The 22,667-nt window shown below is 65.6% G+C and carries 21 protein-coding genes and 2 rRNA genes (1 of these 23 only partly in view); 6 read left to right on the top strand and 17 right to left on the bottom strand.

All coding sequences use genetic code 11. From position 1 onward, the window contains the following. Positions 1 to 6 precede the first annotated feature (6 nt). Positions 7 to 972: an arginase gene (gene rocF, locus DELCS14_RS28925; protein WP_013804745.1), complete on the top strand. Its 966-nt coding sequence runs from the start codon at positions 7 to 9 to the stop codon at positions 970 to 972. A 6-nt stretch (positions 973 to 978) separates the two neighbouring features. On the opposite strand, the gene rtcA is transcribed toward rocF, so the two are convergent. The 5 genes from rtcA to DELCS14_RS28950 form a co-directional block, all read right to left on the bottom strand. Beyond that, positions 979 to 2,022, bottom strand: a complete 1,044-nt coding sequence (rtcA, locus tag DELCS14_RS28930) for an RNA 3'-terminal phosphate cyclase (RefSeq protein ID WP_013804746.1) — start codon at positions 2,020 to 2,022, stop codon at positions 979 to 981. Between the two features lie 9 nt (positions 2,023 to 2,031). Then, entirely contained in the window at positions 2,032 to 2,847 is an 816-nt protein-coding gene (locus DELCS14_RS28935; protein WP_013804747.1) for a nucleotidyltransferase domain-containing protein, read from the bottom strand. A 53-nt stretch (positions 2,848 to 2,900) separates the two neighbouring features. Further along, positions 2,901 to 4,139: an RtcB family protein gene (locus DELCS14_RS28940; RefSeq protein WP_013804748.1), complete on the bottom strand. Its 1,239-nt coding sequence runs from the start codon at positions 4,137 to 4,139 to the stop codon at positions 2,901 to 2,903. Positions 4,140 to 4,171: 32 nt separating this feature from the next. Then, the gene (locus DELCS14_RS28945) at positions 4,172 to 5,017 is read right to left on the bottom strand and encodes a hypothetical protein (RefSeq protein WP_013804749.1); all 846 of its coding nucleotides are present in this window, start codon (positions 5,015 to 5,017) and stop codon (positions 4,172 to 4,174) included. A 73-nt stretch (positions 5,018 to 5,090) separates the two neighbouring features. Next, positions 5,091 to 6,230, bottom strand: coding sequence for a slipin family protein (locus DELCS14_RS28950; protein WP_013804750.1), 1,140 nt, complete (start codon positions 6,228 to 6,230; stop codon positions 5,091 to 5,093). A gap of 698 nt (positions 6,231 to 6,928) precedes the next feature. On the opposite strand from DELCS14_RS28950, the gene rtcR reads away from it, so the two are divergent. Beyond that, a complete protein-coding gene (gene rtcR, locus DELCS14_RS28955; protein ID WP_013804751.1) occupies positions 6,929 to 8,536 on the top strand; it encodes an RNA repair transcriptional activator RtcR in 1,608 nt (535 codons plus the stop codon). Between the two features lie 38 nt (positions 8,537 to 8,574). On the opposite strand, the gene DELCS14_RS28960 is transcribed toward rtcR, so the two are convergent. The 9 genes from DELCS14_RS28960 to DELCS14_RS29000 form a co-directional block, all read right to left on the bottom strand. Then, entirely contained in the window at positions 8,575 to 10,191 is a 1,617-nt protein-coding gene (locus tag DELCS14_RS28960; RefSeq protein ID WP_013804752.1) for an RNA polymerase factor sigma-54, read from the bottom strand. A gap of 54 nt (positions 10,192 to 10,245) precedes the next feature. After that, positions 10,246 to 11,034, bottom strand: a complete 789-nt coding sequence (lptB, locus tag DELCS14_RS28965; protein WP_012202605.1) for an LPS export ABC transporter ATP-binding protein — start codon at positions 11,032 to 11,034, stop codon at positions 10,246 to 10,248. After that, positions 11,031 to 11,693, bottom strand: coding sequence for a lipopolysaccharide transport periplasmic protein LptA (gene lptA / locus DELCS14_RS28970; protein WP_013804753.1), 663 nt, complete (start codon positions 11,691 to 11,693; stop codon positions 11,031 to 11,033). The genes lptB and lptA overlap by 4 nt, the downstream gene beginning before the upstream one ends. Positions 11,694 to 11,864: 171 nt before the next feature. After that, positions 11,865 to 12,515: a thiol:disulfide interchange protein DsbA/DsbL gene (locus tag DELCS14_RS28975; protein ID WP_013804754.1), complete on the bottom strand. Its 651-nt coding sequence runs from the start codon at positions 12,513 to 12,515 to the stop codon at positions 11,865 to 11,867. 81 nt (positions 12,516 to 12,596) lie between these two features. After that, complete coding sequence (locus DELCS14_RS28980; RefSeq protein ID WP_013804755.1) at positions 12,597 to 13,286, bottom strand: SPOR domain-containing protein; 690 nt, start codon at positions 13,284 to 13,286, stop codon at positions 12,597 to 12,599. Between the two features lie 20 nt (positions 13,287 to 13,306). Next, positions 13,307 to 15,004, bottom strand: coding sequence for an arginine--tRNA ligase (argS, locus tag DELCS14_RS28985; RefSeq protein WP_013804756.1), 1,698 nt, complete (start codon positions 15,002 to 15,004; stop codon positions 13,307 to 13,309). Positions 15,005 to 15,058: 54 nt separating this feature from the next. Further along, positions 15,059 to 15,505, bottom strand: coding sequence for a DUF2214 family protein (locus DELCS14_RS28990; RefSeq protein WP_012202600.1), 447 nt, complete (start codon positions 15,503 to 15,505; stop codon positions 15,059 to 15,061). A 107-nt stretch (positions 15,506 to 15,612) separates the two neighbouring features. Further along, positions 15,613 to 16,218: a DUF3016 domain-containing protein gene (locus DELCS14_RS28995; RefSeq protein WP_013804757.1), complete on the bottom strand. Its 606-nt coding sequence runs from the start codon at positions 16,216 to 16,218 to the stop codon at positions 15,613 to 15,615. A 28-nt stretch (positions 16,219 to 16,246) separates the two neighbouring features. Beyond that, positions 16,247 to 17,182 carry a LysR family transcriptional regulator gene (locus DELCS14_RS29000; RefSeq protein ID WP_013804758.1) on the bottom strand — a complete coding sequence of 312 codons (936 nt, stop codon included), beginning with the start codon at positions 17,180 to 17,182 and terminating at the stop codon, positions 16,247 to 16,249. Positions 17,183 to 17,486: 304 nt separating this feature from the next. On the opposite strand from DELCS14_RS29000, the gene DELCS14_RS29005 reads away from it, so the two are divergent. The 3 genes from DELCS14_RS29005 (at position 17,487) to DELCS14_RS29010 (ending at position 20,220) form a co-directional block, all read left to right on the top strand. Continuing rightward, on the top strand, positions 17,487 to 19,679 hold the full coding sequence (locus DELCS14_RS29005; protein WP_013804759.1) for a malate synthase G: 2,193 nt from the start codon (positions 17,487 to 17,489) through the stop codon (positions 19,677 to 19,679). An 80-nt stretch (positions 19,680 to 19,759) separates the two neighbouring features. Then, the gene (locus tag DELCS14_RS30290; RefSeq protein ID WP_013804760.1) at positions 19,760 to 20,014 is read left to right on the top strand and encodes a cysteine-rich CWC family protein; all 255 of its coding nucleotides are present in this window, start codon (positions 19,760 to 19,762) and stop codon (positions 20,012 to 20,014) included. Between the two features lie 17 nt (positions 20,015 to 20,031). Beyond that, entirely contained in the window at positions 20,032 to 20,220 is a 189-nt protein-coding gene (locus DELCS14_RS29010) for a 4-oxalocrotonate tautomerase (protein ID WP_012202595.1), read from the top strand. A gap of 63 nt (positions 20,221 to 20,283) precedes the next feature. On the opposite strand, the gene DELCS14_RS29015 is transcribed toward DELCS14_RS29010, so the two are convergent. Continuing rightward, positions 20,284 to 20,952 (bottom strand): hypothetical protein, encoded by a 669-nt coding sequence (locus DELCS14_RS29015; RefSeq protein ID WP_013804761.1) that lies wholly within the window; start codon positions 20,950 to 20,952, stop codon positions 20,284 to 20,286. 99 nt (positions 20,953 to 21,051) lie between these two features. Between DELCS14_RS29015 and DELCS14_RS29020 the strand changes: the two genes are divergently transcribed. After that, the gene (locus tag DELCS14_RS29020; RefSeq protein WP_012202593.1) at positions 21,052 to 21,819 is read left to right on the top strand and encodes a class II glutamine amidotransferase; all 768 of its coding nucleotides are present in this window, start codon (positions 21,052 to 21,054) and stop codon (positions 21,817 to 21,819) included. Between the two features lie 178 nt (positions 21,820 to 21,997). Here the strand turns inward: DELCS14_RS29020 and rrf are convergent. Both rrf and DELCS14_RS29030 read right to left on the bottom strand, forming a co-directional pair. Next, positions 21,998 to 22,110 (bottom strand): 5S ribosomal RNA (gene rrf, locus DELCS14_RS29025). 126 nt (positions 22,111 to 22,236) lie between these two features. Continuing rightward, positions 22,237 to 22,667 (bottom strand): 23S ribosomal RNA (locus tag DELCS14_RS29030) (it continues 2,445 nt past the right edge of the window).

A 22,667-nucleotide genomic window follows, 5' to 3' on the forward strand; every position in this document is an offset into this window, starting at 1 on the left:
CATACCATGGGTCCCATGAGCATGAACACCCATACGACCCCGCAGACCGCGCGCGCCCTGAGACTCATAGGCGTGCCCACCGACATCGGCGCCAGCCGCCTGGGCAGCGCCATGGGGCCGGACGCACTGCGCGTGGCCGGCCTGGGCCCGGCGCTGCGCCAGCTGGGCTGCCAGGTGAGCGACATCGGCAATCTGGCAGGCCCGCCCAATCCGCAGACACCGCCCGAGCAGGGGCTGCGCCACCTCGCACCGGCCCGCGCCTGGATGGACGCCGTGCACCAGGCCGTGGGCCGGGCGCTGGACGACGGCGAGCTGCCGCTGATGCTGGGCGGCGACCACAGCCTGGCCATGGGCTCGATCAGCGCCGTGGCCGCCCACTGCCGCCGACGGGGCCGCGCGCTGCGCGTGATCTGGCTGGACGCGCACGCCGACTGCAACACGCCCGATATCTCGCCCAGCGGCAACCTGCACGGCATGCCCGTGGCCAGCCTGTGCGGCCTGGGGCCCGCGGCGCTCACCGCGCTGTCCCAGGGCGGCGATCCGGCGCTGGCAGCCGCCTCGCTGTGCCAGATCGGCCTGCGCAGCGTGGATGACCAGGAAAAGCGCCTGCTGTATTCGCTGGGCGTGGAGGTCTATGACATGCGCGCCATCGACGAGCTGGGCATGCGCGAGGTCATGCGCCGCGCGCTGGAAGACCTGGAAGGCAGCGACACCCACCTGCACCTGAGCTTCGACGTGGACTACCTCGATCCCGACATCGCGCCCGGCACCGGCACCCCCGTGCGCGGCGGCCCCAGCTACCGCGAGGCCCAGCTGTGCATGGAGATGCTGGCCGACACCGGACGCCTGGGCTCGATGGATCTGGTGGAGCTCAATCCCGCGCTGGATGTGCGCAACCAGACGGCCGAACTGGTGGTGGACCTGCTGGAGAGCCTGTTCGGCAAGAGCACGCTGGTGCGGGCCGATCGCTGACCCCGCTCAGGCTGGCGAGAGCGAAACACGCCAGCCGTCGCCCGTTGCGTCCGTGGTAAAGCGCACAGGCACAAAGCGCTCGATCACCTCGAAATTGCTGCGCGCATGTGACGTCAGTTCCGTGCAGGTGTAGCTGGCAGCGCGCCCGCTGCGCCAGACGGCCAGCGCCAGCGGCAGGGCCCATTGGTCGGCCAGGTACGGGCCCAGCGCGGCCCGGCTGCCCTGGTGGCGGCGCACCTCGCGCGCCAGGTCATGCGCCACCTTTTCGGCGCTGACGCCCTTCATGCCGAACTGCGTGAACACTTCGCTCAGGTGCTCATAGGCCAGCGTGGCCAGCAGCGCGTTGCCCGGCCCCTCGTTCTGGCGCACGGCAGCCACCTGCAGCTGCTCGCCAGACCAGCCCAGGGCCTGGCCCAGATGGTCCAGTTCGCGCTGGGCCACCGCGCGTGGCAGCGCGGGCGCAAAGCATTCGGCATGGCTGGCCACGGGGGCGCCGCGTTCGGTGATATCGAAAGGCACCAGCCCATTGGTTGCCGGCGTGATCGTCACGTCCATCTCGCCGCCACCGGCCGGATAAAAGCCCAGCCGGCGCAGCCGCAGTTCGCAGCGCGCGCCCAGCCTGTGCAGCAGCGGCGCATAGCTGCGCTCCAGGAAGTGGAAGGGCGGCGCGGCCGGGTTATGGGTGCCGCCGCCCAGGGTCAGGCGGCTTTCGCCATTGGCCAGCATCAGCGCGGGCCACAGCGTCTGCAGCAGCAGGGTGCAACTGCCCGCCGAGGCGATCACGAAGCGGTACTCGCCCGCACGCACCGGCCCCGGGGTGAATTGCAGCGCCTGCGAATTCATCTCGGCGCCCTGCATCTGCGCGCCGCAGATTTCGGCGGCGGCATTGACGCAGGCCAGGTGCTGGCGCATCAGGCCCGGCTTGGCGCGCCCGGCGCGGATGCGCTGCATGGCAAAGGGCTGGCCCGTGCACATGGACAGCGCCAGCGCGCTGCGCAGCATCTGGCCTCCGCCCTCCCCGGCGGAGCCGTCGATCTCGATCACTTTCATTTTTCTCTTTCATTCATTGCCGCCAAAGCGCGCCACGGCATCCCCCAGATAGCGGTCCAGCGGCGCCGCGTCGGCCTGCTCCCCCGGATCGGGCGCATGGGCCATGGCATGGGCCAGCTCGCGCTCCAGGAAATCATGGACGCGCACCCGGCGCGGCCCCTTGGCGGCCTCGCCCAGGCGCATCTTGAGCTCCAGCAGCTCATTGAGCTCGGCCAGCAGGCCCGCATCCTCCAGCGTGCCCGCCGCCAGTTGCGCAAAGCGCATGGGCGGCGCACCACGCCCCTCGCGTATCCAGCGCGCGGCCAGCAAGGGGCGCAGCACGTAGAAGTACTTCTTGTAGCGCACCACATCACCCTGCAGGTGGGCGCGCAGGTTCTTGCGCGCCATGGCCACGTAGTGGTGGTAGCCGCGCACCGGCGAAAAGCCCTGCTCGGCCAGCAGATGCAGGCGCTCGGCCCAGGGCTGCTCCTGCCGGTAGACCACGGGCGAGCGCAGCCATTCAAGCAGCGTAGGGTTGGAGGCGCGCAGCAGCCCCAGCGCCTTGCGCAGCTCCCAGCCGCTGACATCGAGCTCGCCGCTGAGCGGCTGCTCTATGACATCGCGGCCCGGCGCCACCGTCAGATACCAGGGCAGGCGGTGGACGTAGATGAAGCGCACGTCATAGTCGCTGTCGGGCGAGGCAAAGCCCCAGCCGCGGCTGCCCGACTCGCAGGCAAACAGCACCGTGACCTCGTGCCTGCGCTCCACCTCGGCCAGGTTGGCCAGCACCTTGGCGCGCATGGCGTCGGAGACCGGATGCGCGCTCAATACCTTTTCTTCCCTCATGCTCCCATCCTGCTTTCTGTTCTGGAGGATGAGAGCCCGGGGCCCTCATCCACTCAACCTTTCACGCACACCACTTGCTTCAGGGTGTGCACCACCTCCACCAGATCCTGCTGCGCGGCCATGACCGCATCGATGTCCTTGTAGGCCATGGGAATCTCGTCCACCACATTGGCATCCTTGCGGCATTCCACGCCCTCGGTGGCCTTGATGTGATCCTCCACGCTGAACATCTTCTTGGCCTTGGTCCGGCTCATCACGCGGCCCGCACCGTGGCTGCAGCTCTCGAAGCTCTCCGGATTGCCCAGGCCGCGCACGATATAGCTGCGCGCGCCCATGCTGCCCGGGATGATGCCCAGCTCGCCGCGCCGCGCGCTCACCGCGCCCTTGCGGGTGATGAACACATCCTGGCCGAAATGGCGCTCCTGCTGCACGTAGTTGTGGTGGCAGTTCACCGCCTCCACATGCGACTCGAAGGGCTTGGCGATCACCTTGCGCACCGTGGCGATGAGGTTGGCCATCATCACCTCGCGGTTGCGCATGGCGAACTTCTGCGCCCAGGACACGCCGCGCACATAGTCGCCAAAGTAGCGGGCCCCTTCCTCGAAGTAGGCCAGGTCCTTGTCGGGCAGGTTGCGCTGATGCAGTTCTGCGTCCTTCTTGGCCAGCTCGATGAAATGGGTGCCGATGGCATTGCCCACGCCGCGCGAGCCCGAGTGCAGCATGAACCACACGAAGCCCGCCTCGTCCAGGCAGATCTCGATGAAGTGGTTGCCGCTGCCCAGCGTTCCCAGGTGCTTGCGGTTGTTGGTGTTGGCCAGGCGCGGATGCAGCTCGCACAGCAGGTCGAACTCATCGGCCAGCGTGGCCCAGACCTGGTCCACCGACACGGGCGGGTTCTCCCAGCTGCCGGGATCACGGCCCCGGTGGCGCGGCACCGAGCCATGCGGCACGGCCTGCTCTATCGCCGAGCGCAGCGGGCCCAGGTTGTCGGGCAGGTCCTCGGCGCGCAGCGTGGTCTTGGCGGCCATCATTCCGCAGCCGATGTCCACGCCCACGGCCGCCGGGATGATGGCCTTGATGGTCGGGATCACCGAGCCCACGGTGGCGCCTATGCCCAGGTGCACATCGGGCATGGCCGCGACATGCTTGAACACCACGGGCAGGCGCGCGGCGTTCTCCAGCTGCTTGCGCGCCTCGTCCTCCACGGGCACGCCCTTGGTCCACATCTTGATGGGGACGCCGCCATCGACTTCATGCTGTTGGTAGTTGTTCATGGTGCTGTTCTCTTTCATGTCTTTGTTCTTGGTTGAATCGTGTTTCCGCCTCAAGTGGCCATGGCGTCGAATACCGCGCCTATGCGCTCATCCAGCGGGTAGCACTGGTGGTCGCGCTTGCCTGAAGGCAGCCAGGTGCTGGCCGGGCCACGCTCGGCCAGTTGCAGCAGCTTTTCTGCCCAATGCTTCTTGGTGCCTGTCTGCGAGAGCCACTGCTCCATCGTTGCACGGTAGCCATTGCGATCGGATGCGAAGGCATTGCTGATGCAGTGCCCACCCCAAATGAATTCGTAGAAGCATGCATCGACAAAATGCAGTGTGGCGCTCTCGCTGTCACAGGTCAGCCAGTGGTCCAGCAGGGGCTGGAGCGGCACACCGGCGTAGTCCCACATGAGCAAAAAGGAGAAGGCCTCTTCGCCCTGGAAGACGCTGGTGTCCGGCTCAGCCCACTGCTCCAGGCCCAAGGCAAAGAAGGCACGAGCAAAGGCTTGCAACGCCGCGCTTTCCTGCGATGAAAAGGAGCCGGGCTCGCAACGACCAAGGCGGTCCAGATACAACTCGGTGGAGTGGTGCAGCCTTGCGCCCTGCGCCAGCAGTTCCAACATTCTTGGCGCCAGGTACTTGATCTCATCTGCAGGCTGGACCACGCTTTTGGCAGCGTCGTTGTATTGGTAAAAATGGTGCTCGGTCAGGCTGCGCAGGGGCAGTCGACGCATCTCGCGCTCCAGGTCTGCATCCATGCAGCATGTGACGCAAGCGTCCAGCGCTACCGACGGCGACCTGTATCCCGCAAAGCTCTGGTAGAGCGCCTGTGATGCAGCAACCAGGGCGTCTGTACGCTCCTGTATTTGCGCTGCAGGCGATTGCATCCTTTTCGATGTCATCTTCTTGTCCATGGTGTCTCTCCTTCAAGGGCAGGCATGAAGCAACCGGCACCGCCAGCCACTCCATACCTGCCTCATCGCGTGATCAACGCATCTTCACCAGCCCGTTGAGCACCTGGTCCAGCCCGCCGAACACGGAGATCTTGTCGATGCGCTCGGCCACGCGTTCCAGCGTCTCCAGCTCCTTCATGCGCAGGGCCACGGGGTTGTCCTCCATGACCTTGGCGGTGTTGAGCAGCGAGCGCGTGGCCGCCGTTTCCTCGCGGCGGCGGATCACGTTGGCCTGGGCCTGCTTTTCGGCCTGCACCACCTGGGTCAGGATGGCCTTCATCTCGCCGGGCAGCACGATGTCCTTCACGCCCACGCTCTCCACCACCATGCCGAAGGGCTGCAGCTTGGCCGCCATGTGTGCGGTCACCACGTCGTCGATCACCGTCTTGTTCTCCAGCAGCTCATCGAGGGTGCGGGTGCCCACGGCGGCGCGCAGCGCGAACTGCAGTTCGCGGTACAGGTGCTCGGCGGGCTTTTGCAGCTGGGCAAAGGCGCGCAGAACGTCGGTGTGGCGATAGGTCGCGCTCAGGTTCAGGCGCAGGCTCACCTTGTCGCGGGTCATGATGTCCTGGCCCGAGACCTCGACGGCCTGCAGGCGCAGGTCCACCAGCTCCACGGCAATGCTGCGGCCGAACTTCCAGAACGCATGGCTGCCGGCCTGCAGCAGGCGGTCCACCTTTCCGTCGATGGTCAGCAGCGCGCACTGGCCTGCGGGCACCTGCACCTGCAGCACGCCGTTGAGGCCGGACACGCTGCGCTGGCGCAGCTGCGTCTGGGTCAGGCGCGCTGCCAGGGCGGCGGGCAGCTCGGCGCCGGCCTGCAGGTCGACCACCTGCACGCTCACATCCACCAGTCCCTTCCAGTACAGGCGGCGCGTGCCGGGCGGCAGGATCTCGACCAGCACGCCGTTTTCGCTGCGCAGGCCCGCCTCGGTCTCGGACAGTTCCACACGCAGGAACTCGGCGGCCACCACGGCGGGCTCCTGGGCCATCAGGTAGTCGGCCAGGCCGTGCGTGAAGGCGGGCTGCTCCAGGGCAAAGGTTTCCACGCGCAACTGGTCGGTGCCGGCAAACAGCCAGTGCCGGCCGCTGTGCAGCACGCGCTCGAAATCGCCATTGCGCAGCAGCAGGGCGCGTTCGTTCTTCTTGATGGTGATGCGTTGGATCTTCAGCATTTCTTCTTCTCCTCGTTCGGCGTCTTCGCCGCAATCAATAGGGGTGCCGTTACAGCAGCGGCGGGGTTCCAGGGGGCACGGCCCGGGCCTTGCAGTGCGCCGTGGCGGCAACCCTGGAAACAGGTTGCAGCGTGGCTGTCTGCGGGCGCGGACCGTGCCGGGACCTGGCACAGCCGCCGCCGCTGACGGGTGGGGGCCTTGGGCTGCATCGCAACCCGGTGGCCACCTCCCGCGTTCGGCGGGTGGTCTTTCGACCGTTTCAATAGCCCGGCCTTGCGGCCGGAAGAGTGGACAGGAATCGAACCTGCGACAGTCCTCTTGCGAGGGTGCTCTACCAGACTGAGCTACCAGTGGCTGGCAAGCCTGGAGTCGAACCAGGCGTCCCTTGCGGGACGGTTTCCACAACCTTGCCGTTACCCAGCGCTTGCGGCGTGCGGCATGCGGGAAATCGACAGGCCCCTGTGGGCCCGGACTTCCGGCACCGGCGGGGCGGGCCTTTGCCCCAACCCCGGCCTGTGAGCGGTCACCGCCTGCACTGGATGCCTTGGTTATTGCGAGATGCATGCCAGCCTGGCCTCAGGCGCCAAACAATTCTTCAACCCATTGATTTATTTGAATAAATCTCAAATCACACTTTTCTTGATTTCTTCTTCAATCCAAAGAAACTAGAATTTCAGCTATTCAACTAGACAAAAAAAATGGAAAAGAAAAAGGTCGTCATCGGCTTTCTGGGTACGCAGCTGGACTCCGGCAGGGGCGCGGGGCGCTGGGAAAAATGGCGGCCGACCCTCTCCCTCATGCAGCACGAGGATCTGGTGGTGGAGCGGCTGGAGCTGCTCTACACGCCGCCCCATCTGGCCCTGGCGCAGCTGCTGCAGGGCGACATCGCCACGGCATCGCCCGAGACCCAGGTGAACCTCGTGCCCATGGACATTGCCGATCCCTGGGATTTCGGCGAGGTCTATGCGCGGCTGTTCGACTGGACGCAGGCCTACCGCTTCGACCCCGAGCGCGAGGAGTACTGGACGCACATCACCACGGGCACGCACGTGGCACAGATCTGCCTGTTCCTGCTGGTGGAGTCGCGCCGCATTCCCGGCGTGCTGGCCCAGACCTCGCCACCCCGGCGCCAGCGCATGGGCGACCCGGGCAGCTATGCGCTGATCGACCTGGACCTGTCGCGCTACGACGTGATCGCCCAGCGCTTCGGCGCCGAGCAGAGCGAGGCCGTGCAATTTCTCAAGAGCGGCATCGCCACGCGCAATGCCGGGTTCAACGCGCTGATCGACGAGATCGAGCGCGTGGCCGTGCGCTCGCGCGCGCCCATCCTGCTCACGGGTCCCACGGGTGCGGGCAAGTCGCATCTGGCGCGGCGCATGTACGAGTTGAAGAAGGCCAGGCACCAGGTCCAGGGCGATTTCGTGGAGGTCAATTGCGCCACGCTGCGCGGCGATGGTGCGGCCTCGGTGCTGTTCGGCCACAAGAAGGGCGCGTTCACGGGCGCTGCGGCCGACCGCGCCGGCCTGCTGCGCAGCGCGCACCAGGGCGTGCTGTTCCTGGACGAAATCGGCGAGCTGGGCCTGGACGAACAGGCCATGCTGCTCAAGGCGGTGGAGGAAAAGCGCTTCTATCCCATGGGCAGCGACCGCGAGGTCAGCAGCGACTTCCAACTGGTCGCCGGCACGCACCGCGACCTGCGCATCGACGTGGCGCAGGGGCGCTTTCGCGAGGATTTGTTCGCGCGCATCAATCTGTGGTCCTACGCGCTGCCGGGCCTGGCCGGGCGCCCCGAGGACATCGAACCCAACATGGACCACCTGCTCGCGCGCTCGGCCGACGAGACCGGCCAGATGGTGCGCTTCAACGTGGAGGCCCGCGAGCGCTATCTGCGCTTTGCGCGCTCGCCCGAGGCGCTGTGGAGCGGCAACTTCCGCGACCTGTCGGCCAGCATGACGCGCCTGGCCACGCTGGCCGACGGGGGGCGCATCTCCACGGCCCTGGTCGATGCCGAGATCCAGCGCCTGAAGTGGCTGTGGCAAAGAGGCGATGCCGTGCAACCGGCCGGCGCCCGCCTGCAAAGCCTGCTGTCTGCCGAAGTGCTGGAGCCGCTGGATCTGTTCGACCGCATGCAGCTCGAAGCGGTGCTGCGCGTGTGCCGGGAGTCGCCTTCGCTGTCCGATGCGGGGCGCCGCCTGTTCGACCGGTCACGCACCCAACGCAGCGTGGTCAACGATGCCGACCGCCTGCGCAAGTACCTGCTGAAATTCGGCTTGAAGTGGGATGCCGTGGCCGGCCGAACGCCATAGACACCACGGTGGCGCGATGGCGAGTTTGCGCGCCTGGTCTACAGCGCCTTGCGCAGCGTGGTCGGCGGGATCTTGAGCAGCTCGCGGTACTTGGCCACCGTGCGCCGCGCGCATTCGATGCCCTGCTCCTTGAGCATGTCGGCGAGCTGGTTGTCCGACAGCGGCTTCTTGGGGTCTTCGGCCGCGACGAACTGCTTGATCAGCGCGCGCACGGCCGTGCTGGAAGCATTGCCACCGGCCTCGGTGCCCAGGCCCGAGCCGAAGAAGTACTTGAGCTCGTAGGTGCCCTGCGGCGTGGCCATGTACTTGGCCGTGGTCACGCGGCTGATGGTGGATTCATGCAGGCCCAGCGCATCGGCAATGTCGCGCAGCACCAGCGGGCGCATGGCCAGCTCGCCATGCACGAAGAAGTTCTTCTGGCGCTCCACGATGGCCTGCGACACGCGCAGGATGGTGTCGAAGCGCTGCTGGATGTTCTTGATGAACCAGCGCGCCTCCTGCAGCCGCTGCTGCAGCGCTGCATGGCCTTCGCTGCCCCTGTGGCTGCGCAGCGCGCTGGCATAGATGTCGTGCACGCGCAGCTTGGGCATGACGTCGGGGTTGAGCTGCACGCTGAAGTCCATGCGGCCCGCGCCGCTGCGCACGGGGCGCACGATGACGTCGGGCACGACGATCTGGCGCTGCACGTCGGCAAAGCGCCGGCCCGGGCGTGGCTCCAGCCGGGTGATCAGCACCAGCGCCTCGCGCAGCCGCTCCTCGCGCGCACCGCACAGGCTGGCGAGCTTGCGCAGGTCGCGCCGCGCCAGCAGGTCCATGGGCTGGGCGCAGATGTCCAGCGCGGTGCGCAGCACGGCCGGCCGGTCTTCGTCCTCGGCACTGCCGTTGCCTTCGCGCTCGGCATCGGCCAGTTGGTCGCGCAGTTGCAGCGTCAGGCATTCGGCCAGGTCGCGCGCGCCCACGCCCACGGGCTCCAGGCTTTGCAGCAGGCGCAGCGCCACGGTGAAGCGGTGCACCAGTTCCTCGCACTCCTCCAGATCGTCGCCCGCCAGGCCCTGTGCCAGCTCGTCGAGCGGGTCTTCCAGATAGCCGTCGTCGTTGAGGTTCTCGATCAGAAAGCGCAGTGCGGCGCGGTCCACCTCGCCCAGGCGCAGGCTCAGGGCCTGGCGGTGCAGGTGGTCGGTCAGGCTTTCGGCGCTGCGTGCCAGTTCGGTGGCATCGGCCTCGTCTTCCTCGCCCTGCCCGCGCGTGCGGCTGGAGGGCGCATCGCTGCCCCAGTCGCGGTCATCGTTGCCCGAGGTGGTCTGGCCGTCGCCTTCCCAGCTCAGGGACTCGGCCGTGCCGGAAGTCTCCACGGCATCGCCGGAGGATGCGTCCGACGAGGGCTCCCACTCCACCGCCGCCGAAGGCTGGTCTGCGCGGCTTTCCTGGAAGGACTCCGTGGCCTCGGCGCCGGGCGCGGCAGGCTCGCGGGTGCCGGCAGCCGCATCGTGATCGCCCTCCTCGTTCGCCAGCTCCAGGAAGGGGTTGTCGCCCAGCATCTGCTCCACTTCCTGCGCCAGCTCCAGCGTGGACAGCTGCAGCAGCTGTATCGACTGCTGCAGCTGGGGAGTGAGCGAAAGATGCTGGGAGACGCGCAGCGACAGACCGGGCTTCAAGCGGCAGCTCCTTCGCGCAGACAGTCTCGCAGACGGGCCAGGCAGGGCATGGCGCTACATCCGGAAGTGTTCGCCGAGGTAGACACGCCGCACTTCGGCGTTGTCCACGATCTCCTCGGGTGTGCCCTGGGCGAGCACGTGGCCGTCGCTGATGATGAAGGCATGGTCGCAGATGCCCAGCGTCTCGCGCACGTTGTGGTCGGTGATCAGCACGCCGATGCCGCGCGCCTTGAGAAAACCGATGATGCGCTGGATCTCGATCACGGCGATGGGGTCGATGCCGGCAAAGGGCTCGTCCAGCAGGATGAAGCGCGGCTGCGTGGCCAGAGCACGCGCGATCTCGACGCGGCGGCGCTCGCCGCCCGACAGCGCCAGCGCAGGCGATGCGCGCAGATGGTCCACCCGCAATTCCTGCAGCAGCGCCGTCAGGCGCTCCTCGATGACGCTGCGCGCCAGCGGCCGGCCCTGCTCGTCCCTTTGCAGCTCCAGCACGGCGCGCACGTTGTCCTCGACGCTGAGCTTGCGGAAGATCGATGCCTCTTGCGGCAGGTAGGACAGGCCCAGGCGCGAGCGCTGGTGGATGGGCATGTTGCCCACGGCCTGGCCGTCGATGAAGATGTCGCCGCCGTCGCTGCGCACCAGGCCCACGATCATGTAGAACGAGGTGGTCTTGCCCGCGCCGTTGGGGCCCAGCAGGCCCACGACCTCGCCCTTTTTCACGGACAGCGACACGTCCTTGACCACCTTGCGGCTGCCGTAGGACTTGGCCAGATGGCGTGCCTGCAGGCTGCTGCCCTGGTCGGCGCGTGCAGTGGCAGCCGGGGCTGCGGCTTGCCCGCTCATCGCTTGGTACCGCCGAGGCTGTCCAGGCTGTTGCTGGGCTGCAGGGACGTGCCCGGCGTGCCCGCTGCGGGGGCGCGCGGCTGCGAGCCCGGCGTGCCTTCCTTGGGCGCCAGCACTGCGCGCACGCGACCGCCCTGGCCGGCCGTGGAGCTGGGCTGGCCACCGCTGGTCTTTTGCCCGTCGACGGTGAACACGTCGGTGAGGTTGTTGTAGACGATGATGGAGCCGGTGATCTCGTCGCTGAGCTGGCCGCCGCGATAGCGGCGCAGTTCGCCGCGGCGGATGAACTTCACGAGGTCGGCCTTACCGTCGTATTCGATGACCTCGCCCTCGCCTTCCACGAACTCCTCGGGCTGGCCCGGCACGGTATCGCGCTTTTGTCGGAAGAAGGCACGCTTGCCCGCCTCGGCCGTCACCACGCCGTACTGAAAGCCTTCAGGGTCTTGCCGCACATCGAGCTGGGCGCCGCGCAGCACGATGGTGCCCTTGGTCATCACCACGTTGCCAGTGAAGACGCTGGTCTGCTTGAGTTCGTCATGGCGCAGCGCATCAGCCTCGATGTTCATGGGCTTGGTGCTGTCGGCCTTTTCGGCCTGTGCCATACCGGCGAAAGCCGCCAGGGCGGCGGCGAGCAGGAGGGAGGAAAGTCGTTGTTTCATGGAGGGCACGCTTCTTGCATCCATTGTAGGGGGTGTCGCGCGCAACCGTTCCTGGCGTCTTTCAACGCGCACGGAAAGCGCTGACACAAAGGCACAAAAAGAGGTTTCCAAAAGCGACAGGCCCGCGCAATGGCGGGCCTGTCGCGGCTTGGCTGGGCCGAGGCCCCAGCCTCAACCCTTGCGGCTGGTGGCGATCAGCTGATCGACCACGCGCAGCACATTGGTCATGTTGCCGGCCTTGGTGCCGTCGGTGTAGTAACGGCCTGCCACGCCCATGGCCGGCACGCCTTCCACGTCATAGTCCTGCTGCAGCTGGGTGGCCTTGCGAACCTGGTTGGAGACGCTGAAGGAGTTGTAGACCTCCTTGAACTTGGCAACGTCCACGCCCTGCTTGCCCACCCAGGCGAAGATCTCGTCGTCCTTGGCCAGGCGGTTGCGTTCCACATGGATGGCGTGGAAGGCGCGCGCATGCATGGTGTCCAGCAGGTTCATGCCTTCGAAGGCGTAGTAGAGCTTTTGCTGGGGCACGAAGCTGGCGTTGAAGGCCACGGGCACGCGGTGCACGACCACGTCGGCCGGTGCCTGGTTCTTCCAGGCGGCAAAGGTGGGCTCGAACGCATTGCAGTGCGGGCAGCTGTACCAGAAGAACTCGACCACCTCGACCTTGCCGGCGCCGGCGCTGGTGGGTGCGGGCTTGGCCAGCTTGATGTAGTCCTTGCCCTCCTTGGGCGCTGCGGCCTGGGCCTGGGCGGCGGAAGTGCCCAGCGTCAGTGCGCTGGCAGCGGCTGCCGAGGCAGCCAGGGAAAAGTCGCGGCGATTCATCAAAACAAACTCCTCGTTCAATGCTGCAGGTTAGGAGGCAGGGGCCCGCCAAAAGTTCAGCGCTCTTGTTGCAACGCGCTTTCAGCGTGCGGCGCGCACCAGCGTGGACTCGACCCCGGCGCCATCGAGCTTTTGCTTGAGCTGCTCGGCATCGTCGCGCTTGGTGAACGGACCCACACGCACGCGGAAGATGGTGATGCCGTTTTGCTCGCGCTCGCTCACGCGCGCCTCCCAACCCAGCATGGCCAGCTTGGCGCGCTGCGCATCGGCATCGCCCTGGCTGCGGAAGGCACCGGCCTGCACGAAGTAGTTGAAGGCGGCGTCGGCCTTTTCTGCCTTTTCCGCCTTCTCGGCGGCGGCGGAGCGCGATTTGACCAGGTCACCCAGCGGATCGGCCGAGCTCTTGCCATCGGCCTTGGTTTCGGGCTTGGCAGGCGGCTTGGCCGGGTCCACGGGCGCGGGTGGCGGAGTCACGCCTCCTGCCACGGCGGGCGGGGTGGGGGTGGTTGGTGCGGTGCTGCCAGGGAGGCTGGGCGTGACGGCGGCCGGTGGTGGCGGCGCCGGGTTCTTGCCCTGCAGCGGCGCGTTGGGGTCCCAGTTCTTGTTGCGCTGGGCCTCGGCCGCGTCCTGGTCGGCCGTCTTGCCGCCCTTGGAGAGAAAGGGCACGGGCACCTTGGTCACATAGACGGCGACGGCCAGGGCTGCTGCCAGCCCGACGATCATGCCGATGATGAGACCGATGACGGTGCCCCCACGTTGCTGTGTCTTCATAGATCGCTTGTCGCTCGAAGTTACATGCGTTGCGGGGCCGAGACGCCCAGCACTGCCAGGCCATTGTGCAATACCTGGCGCGTGGCCGAGATCAGTGCCAGGCGGGCGAGCTTGACCTTTTCGTCGTCCACCAGGATGCGTTCCGCGTCGTAGTAGCTGTGGTACAGCGAGGCCAGTTCGCGCAGGTAGAACGTCACGTCGTGCGGCGCATTGCCTTCTGCGGCCGAGGTCAGCATGGCCGGGTACTTGGCCAACTGCAGCATCAGCGCCTGGGCCTGCGGGCCTTCCAGCGCCGACAGGTCCACGTCCTTGAGCGTGGCCGCGCCCCCCCCCCAGGCGGCCAGCACCGAGCAGATGCGCGCATGGGCGTACTGCACGTAGTACACGGGGTTGTCGTTGTTCTGGGCCACGGCCAGGTCCACGTCGAAGGTGTACTCGGTGTCGGGCTTGCGGGACAGCAGGAAGAAACGCACCGCGTCCTTGCTGGTCCATTCGATCAGGTCGCGCAGCGTGACGTAGGAGCCGGCGCGCTTGCTGATCTTGACTTCCTCACCCCCACGCACCACGCGCACCATGGTGTGCAGCACATAGTCGGGATAGCCGGCAGGGATGCCCACGTCGGCGGCCTGCAGGCCGGCGCGCACGCGCGCGATGGTGCCGTGGTGGTCCGTGCCCTGGATGTTGACGACCTTGGAGTAGCCGCGCTTGAATTTCTGGATGTGGTAGGCGACATCGGGCACGAAGTACGTGTAGTTGCCGTCCTGCTTGCGCATCACGCGGTCCTTGTCGTCACCGTAGTCGGTGGACTTGAGCCAGAGCGCGCCGTCGAGTTCGTAGGTATGTCCGCCCGCGATCAGGCGCTGCACCGCGTCCTCGACATAGCCGTTGGTGTAGAGGCTGGATTCGAGGTAGTACTCGTCAAAGTGCAGGTTGAAGGCCTGCAGGTCCTTGTCCTGCTCGTTGCGCAGATAGGCGACGGCGAACTGGCGGATGTTGTCGTAGTCCTCGACATCGCCGTTGGCCGTGAATTCGCGGTCATCGGCCTTGACGGTCTTGCGGGCCAGGAAGTCGTCGGCGATGTCCTGGATGTAGGAGCCGTTGTAGAAGGCCTTGCTTGCCGGATTCTCGGGATCGATGGGCCAGCATTCGTCGCCGGGCTTGAAGCCCTTGGCACGCAGCTGCGTGCTCTTGGTCAGCGTGTCGATCTGCACGCCCGCGTCGTTGTAGTAGAACTCGCGGTGCACGCCCCAGCCCTGGGTGGCATAGAGGTTGCAGATGGCATCGCCCAGCGCGGCCTGGCGGCCATGGCCCACGTGCAGCGGGCCGGTGGGGTTGGCGGAGACGAACTCGACCAGCATCTTTGCGCCACGGTCGGCCAGCCAGCCGAACTTCTCGGCCTGCTCCAGCACTTCGCGGATGATTTGCTGCTTGGCGGCGGGCTTGAGGCGGATGTTCAGAAAGCCGGGGCCGGCGATCTCGATGGCATCGACCCAACGCTGGAAGGACGGCGTGGCCTCCAGCGCGGCCTTGAGCTGCTCGCCCAGCGAACGCGGGTTGAGCTTGAGCGGCTTGGCCAGCTGCATGGCGGCCGTGCAGGCGAAATCGCCATGCGCAGCCACCTTGGGGGATTCAAAAGCGGCACGGGCACCGGCGCCGGGCGACAAAGTTTCAAGCTCGCCGGCCAGAGCCACGAGCAGTTCCTGTTTGACGGAGAGCATCGGCGGATTCTACGTGGCAGGCCCACCCCATGCCGCCGGACAGGAAAACGGAGCCTACATGCCCCGCGCCCAGAACACCGCGACGACGGCGATCACGGGCACCACATGGGCCTGCCACATCACCCAGCGGCGCGTGCTGGCGACCTCGGCCGGCTGGGGCAGGCCCTGGCCGGCATCCAGCGCGCGGCGCCAGCGCCGAAAGGCCAGCGTGGGCTTGATCGACAGCAGTGCGCCGACGACAAACAAAGTCATCTTCAGATGAAACAGTGGCTGCGAGACGTACCAGGACATGCCCTTGACGCCCCACACCAGACGGGCGATGCCGGTAAGCACCAGGAAGACCACGGCAAGGCCATAGATCATGTCCAGCCGCGCCAGGCGCTGCACCACGGCGGCGTTCATCCACTCGCTGCGGCACAGCGCCGCCTGGCTGGACAGGAACACCACGAAGGTGAGGATGGCCAGCAGGTGGAGGCTGGCCAGGATGGCTTCTATCGTCATGGGGAATCCGTATAGAAATTGGGCCTCTTGGGCCAAGCGTCCATTACGCCAGAAACGGGGACTGCCATCGTGATGTCCGAGGCAATCGGTAGACCACTGCGGTCCGGTCAGCGCCCCAGTTCCGCGCGCACCCAGTCATCCAGCAGCGTCTTTTCGTAACGCAGGGGATCGTTGGGATAGAGGTCCGGGCGCATCATGAAGCTGGCGTCGCGCAGCTGGCGGCTGCCTTCTCGCAGCAGCTTTCCATCGGCTCCCAGCAGCTTGAAGCGCAGGTCGATGCGCGGTGGGTAGATGTCGCGCACGATGCGCACATCGGCAGCCTGGGGCCCGCGCCAGGGCTCGAAGCCGCCTGCGCGCTGCACATCGGTGAGGTGAACTTCAAGCCGCTGGCCCTGGGGCAGCCTGGGCGCGGCACGCTCGGCCAGGAACTGGGCCAGCGCATCGACCCAGGCGCGGCGCGCCTTCTCGGACTCCTGGGGTCCGTTGCGCCCGGCGTCGAACCGCGAGGGATCGTCAAAGGTCACGCTCACGATGCCGGCAGGCACCGCGCCCTGCCGCATCCCGTCCGGCCGGCCCTGCCCCGGCCCCTGGACGGCGCAGCCCGCCACCATGCCCAGGCAGGCGGCTCCCAGCGCCATGCGCATCCAGCGCCGCCGTCCTCGGGCCGCGCCCTGCGTTGCGGATACCGCTTTCGTCGCTATCGACACTGCCATGCTTATTCCTCCTTGCTGGGCGGCCCGCTCAGGCCGCGTGGGTACGCCGCCAGAAATCCGGCTGCTCGTAGTGGTGCTTGAGATAGTCGATCCACAGCCGCACACGCAGCGGCATGTGCTTGCGCTGGGGAAAGACGACAAAAATGCCATTGGGCGGTGCCGCGAATGTTTCGAGTACAGCCACCAGGCGGCCCGAGGTGATCTCGGCCTCGACCTCCCAGGTGCTGCGCCAGGCGATGCCCCAGCCGCCCAGGCACCAGTCGTGCAGTACCTGACCGTCGGAGCAGTCCAGCGGGCCGCCCGGCTTGAAGTGCACGACCTCGCTGGTGCCGCTGTCGGGATGGGGGATGCGGAAGGCCCAGCCACGCGTCTGCGAGGCGTCGCTGGACAGCGTCAGGCAGTCGTGCTGGGTCAACTCGCTGGGGTGGCGCGGCGTGCCTCGGCGCTCCAGATAGGCAGGCGTGGCCACGCACTGGCGCCGGTTGTCGGCAATGCGCACGCTGACCAGGGCCGAGTCGGGCAGATCGCCCACGCGCACCGCGCAGTCAAAGCCTTCGCCGGCCAGATCGACCACGCGGTCGCTGAGGTTCAGGGAAATCGTCACATCCGGGTGCAGGTCCCGAAAGAGCGGCACCAGGGGCGCCACGTGCCGCCTGCCAAAGCCCGCCGGCGCCGTGATGCGCAGGTGGCCCGTGGCCTTGACCCCGCCCGCGCTGACACTGGCCTCGGCGTTGGACACATCGGACAGCAGGCGCTGGCAATCCTCAAGAAAGGCGCTGCCCTCATGCGTGAGGGAGATGCGCCGCGTGGTGCGCACCATGAGCTTGACGCCCAGGTGCTCTTCCAGGGCATCGAGGCGCCGCCCCATGATGGCCGGCGCCACGCCTTCCGCCTTGGCCGCCGCCGTGAGGCTGCCGCGCGTTGCCACCGATACGAATGACTCGAATGCCTTGAGCTTGTCCATGACCGCTGTCCGTTTCTTTTCCGTGTTCTTGTGGGGCATGCGACCGCACACCCGTCTCCTGTGACTCGCCTTTTTGCATAGTGGGCACTGGCTGTCCTCCATGTGCACCATGCATAGGGCTGCGCGCCAAAGCCGGCCGGTTCTGGCGCGCGCATAACCTTCCCACATTTTTGCGTAAAAGTCACGAGTTTTAAGATTTATGGTCTATTTATGTACGCAAATAAATCTAATAAAGTATTCCTTATAGTCAGGCCCGAAAAGGGTCTGCCAAGCCTTTCCATCCATCCAACCCGGGGTTCCCACCATGACCGATCGCACCCAAGCCCACAGCCTGCAGGTCGCTACAGAGCTGCACCGTTTCATCAATGAACAAGTGCTCCCGGGCACCGGTGTCGCTCCCGAGGCGTTCTGGAAAGGCTTCGACGCGATCGTCAACGATCTGGCTCCTCGCAATGCCGCCCTGCTGGCCGAGCGTGACCGCCTGCAGACCGAGCTGGACACCTGGCACAAGGCCCATCCCGGCCCCATCACCGACATGGCCGGCTACCAGCAATTCCTGACGCAGATCGGCTATCTGGTCGAGCAGCCCAAGGATGCCAAGGCCACCACCACCAATGTGGATGCGGAACTGGCCATCCAGGCCGGCCCCCAGCTGGTCGTGCCCATTCTCAACGCCCGCTATGCGCTGAACGCCGCCAACGCGCGCTGGGGTTCGCTGTATGACGCGCTGTACGGCACGGACGCCATCGGCGAAGACGGTGGCGCGGAAAAGGGCAAGGGCTACAACCCCGTGCGCGGCGCCAAGGTGATCGCCTTCGCACGTGATTTCCTGGACCAGGCAGCCCCGCTGGCATCGGGCTCGCACAAGGATGCCGCCGGCTATCGCGTGGAAGCTGGCCAGCTGGTCGTCGCACTCAAGAGCGGCGGCACCACGGGCCTGAAGAACACCGCCCAGTTCGTCGGCTACCAGGGTGATGCCGCGGCGCCCTCTTCCGTGCTGCTGCTCAACAACGGCCTGCACATCGACATCCGCATCGACAAGACCACGGCCATCGGCCAGACCGATGCCGCCGGCGTGGCCGACGTGGTGGTCGAAGCCGCCCTGTCCACCATCCTGGACCTGGAAGACTCCGTGGCCGCCGTGGATGCCGAGGACAAGGTGGTCGGCTATGCCAACTGGCTGGGCATCCTCAAGGGCACGCTGACCGAAACCTTCGACAAGGGCGGCAAGAGCATGACGCGCGGCCTGAACGCCGACCGCGAGTACACGGGCGCCGATGGCAAGCCCGTCAAGCTGCATGGCCGTTCGCTGATGTTCGTGCGCAATGTCGGCCACCTGATGACCAACCCGGCCATCCTCTGGGGCAATGGCAAGGAAATCCCCGAGGGCATCCTGGACGCCATGGTCACCACGGCCATTGCCGTCCACGACATCAAGGGTCTGGGCGCCAACGGCATCCGCAACTCGCGCACGGGCAGCGTCTACATCGTCAAGCCCAAGATGCACGGCCCCGCGGAAGCCGCCTTCGCCAGCGAGCTGTTCGGCCGCGTGGAAAAGGTGCTGGGCCTGCCCGAGAACACCGTCAAGCTGGGCATCATGGACGAGGAGCGCCGCACCAGCGTCAACCTCAAGGCCTGCATTGCCGCCGCCGCATCGCGCGTGGCCTTCATCAACACCGGCTTCCTGGACCGCACGGGCGACGAAATACACACCGCCATGTATGCCGGCCCCATGGTCCGCAAGGCCGACATGAAGGGCAGCGCCTGGCTGGCCGCCTATGAGCGCAGCAACGTGCTCGTGGGCCTGGGCCTGGGCCTGCGCGGCAAGGCGCAGATCGGCAAGGGCATGTGGGCCATGCCCGACCTGATGAAGGCCATGCTGGAGCAAAAGATCGGCCACCCCAAGGCCGGCGCCAATACCGCGTGGGTACCCTCGCCCACGGCCGCCACGCTGCACGCCCTGCACTACCACCAGGTCAACGTGGCCGAAGTGCAAAAGCAGCTGGAGCAGACCAATGCCGACGCCGAGCGCGCCACCATCCTGGCCGACCTGCTGCAGGTGCCCGTGGTCAAGGAAGACAAGTGGAGCGCGGCTGAAAAGCAGCAGGAGCTGGACAACAACGTCCAGGGCATCCTCGGCTATGTGGTGCGCTGGGTGGACCAGGGCGTGGGCTGCTCCAAGGTGCCCGACATCCACAACGTGGGCCTGATGGAAGACCGCGCCACGCTGCGCATCTCCAGCCAGCACATCGCCAACTGGCTGCAGCACGGCATCGTGACCGAGGCCCAGGTGCGCGAGACCTTCGAGCGCATGGCCGCCGTGGTCGACCAGCAGAACGCGGGCGATGCGCTGTACAAGCCCATGGCCGGCCACTTCGACACCTCGATGGCCTACCAGGCCGCCTGTGACCTGGTCTTCAAGGGCAAGGAGCAACCCAGTGGCTACACCGAGCCCCTGCTGCATGCCTGGCGCCTGAAGGTCAAGGCAGCCGCCTGACATCTGGCGGCGCCCAAGGCTGCAAAAGCACCCAGGCTTGCCTGAGGTGCTTTTTTCATGGGCCTACACTCGGAACCACGATGAGTGCCCCTCCCCCCGATGCCAGCCTGTGTCCGCTGTGCGGCCGCAGCAATCAATGCGCCATTCTTGCGGGCGTTGATCCGCTGAACTGCTGGTGCATGGACACGCCGGTGGCACCCGATGCACTGGCCCGCATTCCGGAGCCCCTGCGCAACAAGGCCTGCCTGTGCCCCGCCTGCGCGCTTGGCACCGACAAGCCTCGACCGCCCGCGTCGGCCGATATGATGTCGCCGACCCAACCCCCTAGAACTTGATCCCTGAGGAGATTGACATGCCCACGTACCACGTCGAAATGATGGAAGGCCGCACCGTCGAACAAAAGCGCAAGCTGGTCGAAGAGATCACGCGCGTCTCGGTCGAAGTCCTCGGTGGCTCGCCCGAATCGGTGGACATCCTGATCACCGACATCAAGCGCGAAAACTGGGCCACGGGCGGCAAGCTCTGGTCCGAACGCAGCTGAGGACTTTTCGCTCAGTGCATGCAAAAGGCAGCTTTGGCTGCCTTTTTTCATGAAACCTGGTCTTTAATCCCGTATTTCCATGAGTGCCTGCAGTGCACTCCCAGCCACCGTCCAGGGCACAGGCATGGAGGCATCTGGCTTCCAGTGCCTGGCAACGCCGTCCATGGACACCTGGGTCAGGGCCACCTGGGTAGCACCGGCAGCATGGGCCTGAACAGCCGCACCGGCCATGCACGCCACATAGCCAGCGACATCACCACTGCGAAAAAGAGCCCAGGCCCCTTCAACACATTGCAGCTGCATGCGTTGATCTGCGTTGCCTTGCTGCAGTTCTCCCATGAACAGATTGCGCGTGGCTTCGTACGTCGTGGGAGCGGCGCACAGAAGTGCAATGCGCGATTCGGGGTCACTTTGCAAGGCAGCGGCCACCTTGCGCGCCAGCATGCCATCGGCACGCCAGACCTTGCCACTGCGGCAATCCGCCACGGCCGGGCCCAGGGTCGAGCAGGTCAGCAGCACGGCATCGATATCGGCAGGGTCTGCCAGCGCATCGAGCTGCCCTGCCGTTTTCTGCCGAAGCGACGCATTCATGCCACCTGCAGCCTCCGCCTCTAATAGCAGTTCCTCATGCACCTGATGAACGATTGAGTGGGCCGGCCAGCCCAGTTCGGCAGCAGCCTGCTCGAAGATCACGGCGTTGCTGTGCGCCGTATGCAGACAGAGGATGGGCATGGGTGTGTTCCGTTTTTTTGCCGTTGCCCCGCATTGTGCTTGCAGCTGCCGCGCCAGGCGTTAGGCTATGGCTTGAACTACGCAAACAACGATACCGCCATGTGCCAGCTGCTTGGAATGAACTGCAACACGCCCACCGACGTGCGCTTCAGCTTTTCGGGGTTCACCCAGCGGGCGGGCAATACCGGCGACCATACGGACGGCTGGGGCATCGCCTTCTTCGAGGACAAGGGCCTGCGCCACTTCGTCGGCTATGAGCGCGCCATCGACTCGCCCATCGCCAAGCTGATACGCGAGTACCCGATCAAGAGCCGCAACGTCATCGCCCACATCCGCAAGGCCACGCAGGGCGCAGTAAGCCTGCAGAACTGCCACCCCTTCGTGCGTGAACTGTGGGGTCGCAACTGGGTCTTTGCCCACAACGGAGATCTCAAGGGCTTCGCTCCCAAACTGCATGCCCACTTCCATCCGGTAGGCAACACCGACAGCGAGCAGGCCTTCTGCTGGATTCTTCAGGAGCTCTGGAAGTCCCATGCCGGCCTGCCCAGCGTGCAGGAACTCACGCATACGCTGCGCGAACTGGCCAGGCGCATCTCGCCACACGGCACCTTCAACTTCCTGCTGTCCAACGGCGAAGCGCTGTGGGCCCATGCCACCACACACCTGTGCTACATCGAACGTCGCCACCCCTTTGCCCAGGCCCATCTGTCGGATGAGGACCTGACCGTGGACTTCGCCCGAGAGACCACACCACAGGACCGTGTGGCCATCATCGTCACAGCGCCGTTGACCAAGAATGAAACCTGGACATCAATCCAGTCGGGCGAACTTAAGGTCTTTGTACAGGGTGAATGCCTGCCGCTCTGAAGCATTGCGCATTCAGAATGAAAAAAGAGAGCGCGTCAGCGCTCTCTTTTTTTGGGATGTCCGTTTTGGATGTTCGGTTGGCTGTCCGTTTTGGCTGTTCAGCCTGTTTCCCCGTTTCCTGCACCCCAATGCAAAAAACCCCGTAGCTTTGGGCTACGGGGTTTCTTGGGCTGTAAGAGCCTGACGATGACCTACTTTCACACGGGAACCCGCACTATCATCGGCGCAAAGTCGTTTCACTGTCCTGTTCGGGATGGGAAGGAGTGGTACCAACTTGCTATGGTCATCAGGCATAACTTGTTGTCATGCTGCTCTTTCTGAGCAACACAACGAATTCATAGAGTCTGTAATCAGCTTTGTATTTTGACTGCGCCTTACTTGGCATAACCACCTTGATGATCACGTCATCAAAGTTATAGGGTCAAGCCTCACGAGCAATTAGTATCAGTTAGCTTAACGCATTACTGCGCTTCCACACCTGACCTATCAACGTCCTGGTCTTGAACGACTCTTCAGGGGGCTCAAGGCCCCGGCAGATCTCATCTTGAAACGAGTTTCCCGCTTAGATGCTTTCAGCGGTTATCTCTTCCACACTTAGCTACTCGGCAATGCCACTGGCGTGACAACCGATACACCAGAGGTGTGTCCACTCCGGTCCTCTCGTACTAGGAGCAGGCTTCCTCAAATCTGCAGCGCCCACGGAAGATAGGGACCAAACTGTCTCACGACGTTTTAAACCCAGCTCACGTACCTCTTTAAATGGCGAACAGCCATACCCTTGGGACCGACTACAGCCCCAGGATGAGATGAGCCGACATCGAGGTGCCAAACACCGCCGTCGATATGAA

The organism is Delftia sp. Cs1-4 (assembly GCF_000214395.1).
GTDB classification, from domain to species: domain Bacteria; phylum Pseudomonadota; class Gammaproteobacteria; order Burkholderiales; family Burkholderiaceae_C; genus Comamonas; species Comamonas acidovorans.

Excerpts from the sequence above, each read along its gene's own strand:
- rocF (WP_013804745.1), top strand. The coding sequence starts at position 7 with ATGGGTCCCATGAGCATGAACACCCATACGACCCCGCAGACCGCGCGC.
- rtcA (WP_013804746.1), bottom strand. The coding sequence starts at position 2,022 with ATGAAAGTGATCGAGATCGACGGCTCCGCCGGGGAGGGCGGAGGCCAG.
- DELCS14_RS28935 (WP_013804747.1), bottom strand. The coding sequence starts at position 2,847 with ATGAGGGAAGAAAAGGTATTGAGCGCGCATCCGGTCTCCGACGCCATG.
- DELCS14_RS28940 (WP_013804748.1), bottom strand. The coding sequence starts at position 4,139 with ATGAAAGAGAACAGCACCATGAACAACTACCAACAGCATGAAGTCGAT.
- DELCS14_RS28945 (WP_013804749.1), bottom strand. The coding sequence starts at position 5,017 with ATGGACAAGAAGATGACATCGAAAAGGATGCAATCGCCTGCAGCGCAA.
- DELCS14_RS28950 (WP_013804750.1), bottom strand. The coding sequence starts at position 6,230 with ATGCTGAAGATCCAACGCATCACCATCAAGAAGAACGAACGCGCCCTG.
- rtcR (WP_013804751.1), top strand. The coding sequence starts at position 6,929 with ATGGAAAAGAAAAAGGTCGTCATCGGCTTTCTGGGTACGCAGCTGGAC.
- lptB (WP_012202605.1), bottom strand. The coding sequence starts at position 11,034 with ATGAGCGGGCAAGCCGCAGCCCCGGCTGCCACTGCACGCGCCGACCAG.
- lptA (WP_013804753.1), bottom strand. The coding sequence starts at position 11,693 with ATGAAACAACGACTTTCCTCCCTCCTGCTCGCCGCCGCCCTGGCGGCT.
- DELCS14_RS28975 (WP_013804754.1), bottom strand. The coding sequence starts at position 12,515 with ATGAATCGCCGCGACTTTTCCCTGGCTGCCTCGGCAGCCGCTGCCAGC.
- DELCS14_RS28980 (WP_013804755.1), bottom strand. The coding sequence starts at position 13,286 with ATGAAGACACAGCAACGTGGGGGCACCGTCATCGGTCTCATCATCGGC.
- argS (WP_013804756.1), bottom strand. The coding sequence starts at position 15,004 with ATGCTCTCCGTCAAACAGGAACTGCTCGTGGCTCTGGCCGGCGAGCTT.
- DELCS14_RS28990 (WP_012202600.1), bottom strand. The coding sequence starts at position 15,505 with ATGACGATAGAAGCCATCCTGGCCAGCCTCCACCTGCTGGCCATCCTC.
- DELCS14_RS28995 (WP_013804757.1), bottom strand. The coding sequence starts at position 16,218 with ATGGCAGTGTCGATAGCGACGAAAGCGGTATCCGCAACGCAGGGCGCG.
- DELCS14_RS29000 (WP_013804758.1), bottom strand. The coding sequence starts at position 17,182 with ATGGACAAGCTCAAGGCATTCGAGTCATTCGTATCGGTGGCAACGCGC.
- DELCS14_RS29005 (WP_013804759.1), top strand. The coding sequence starts at position 17,487 with ATGACCGATCGCACCCAAGCCCACAGCCTGCAGGTCGCTACAGAGCTG.
- DELCS14_RS30290 (WP_013804760.1), top strand. The coding sequence starts at position 19,760 with ATGAGTGCCCCTCCCCCCGATGCCAGCCTGTGTCCGCTGTGCGGCCGC.
- DELCS14_RS29010 (WP_012202595.1), top strand. The coding sequence starts at position 20,032 with ATGCCCACGTACCACGTCGAAATGATGGAAGGCCGCACCGTCGAACAA.
- DELCS14_RS29015 (WP_013804761.1), bottom strand. The coding sequence starts at position 20,952 with ATGCCCATCCTCTGTCTGCATACGGCGCACAGCAACGCCGTGATCTTC.
- DELCS14_RS29020 (WP_012202593.1), top strand. The coding sequence starts at position 21,052 with ATGTGCCAGCTGCTTGGAATGAACTGCAACACGCCCACCGACGTGCGC.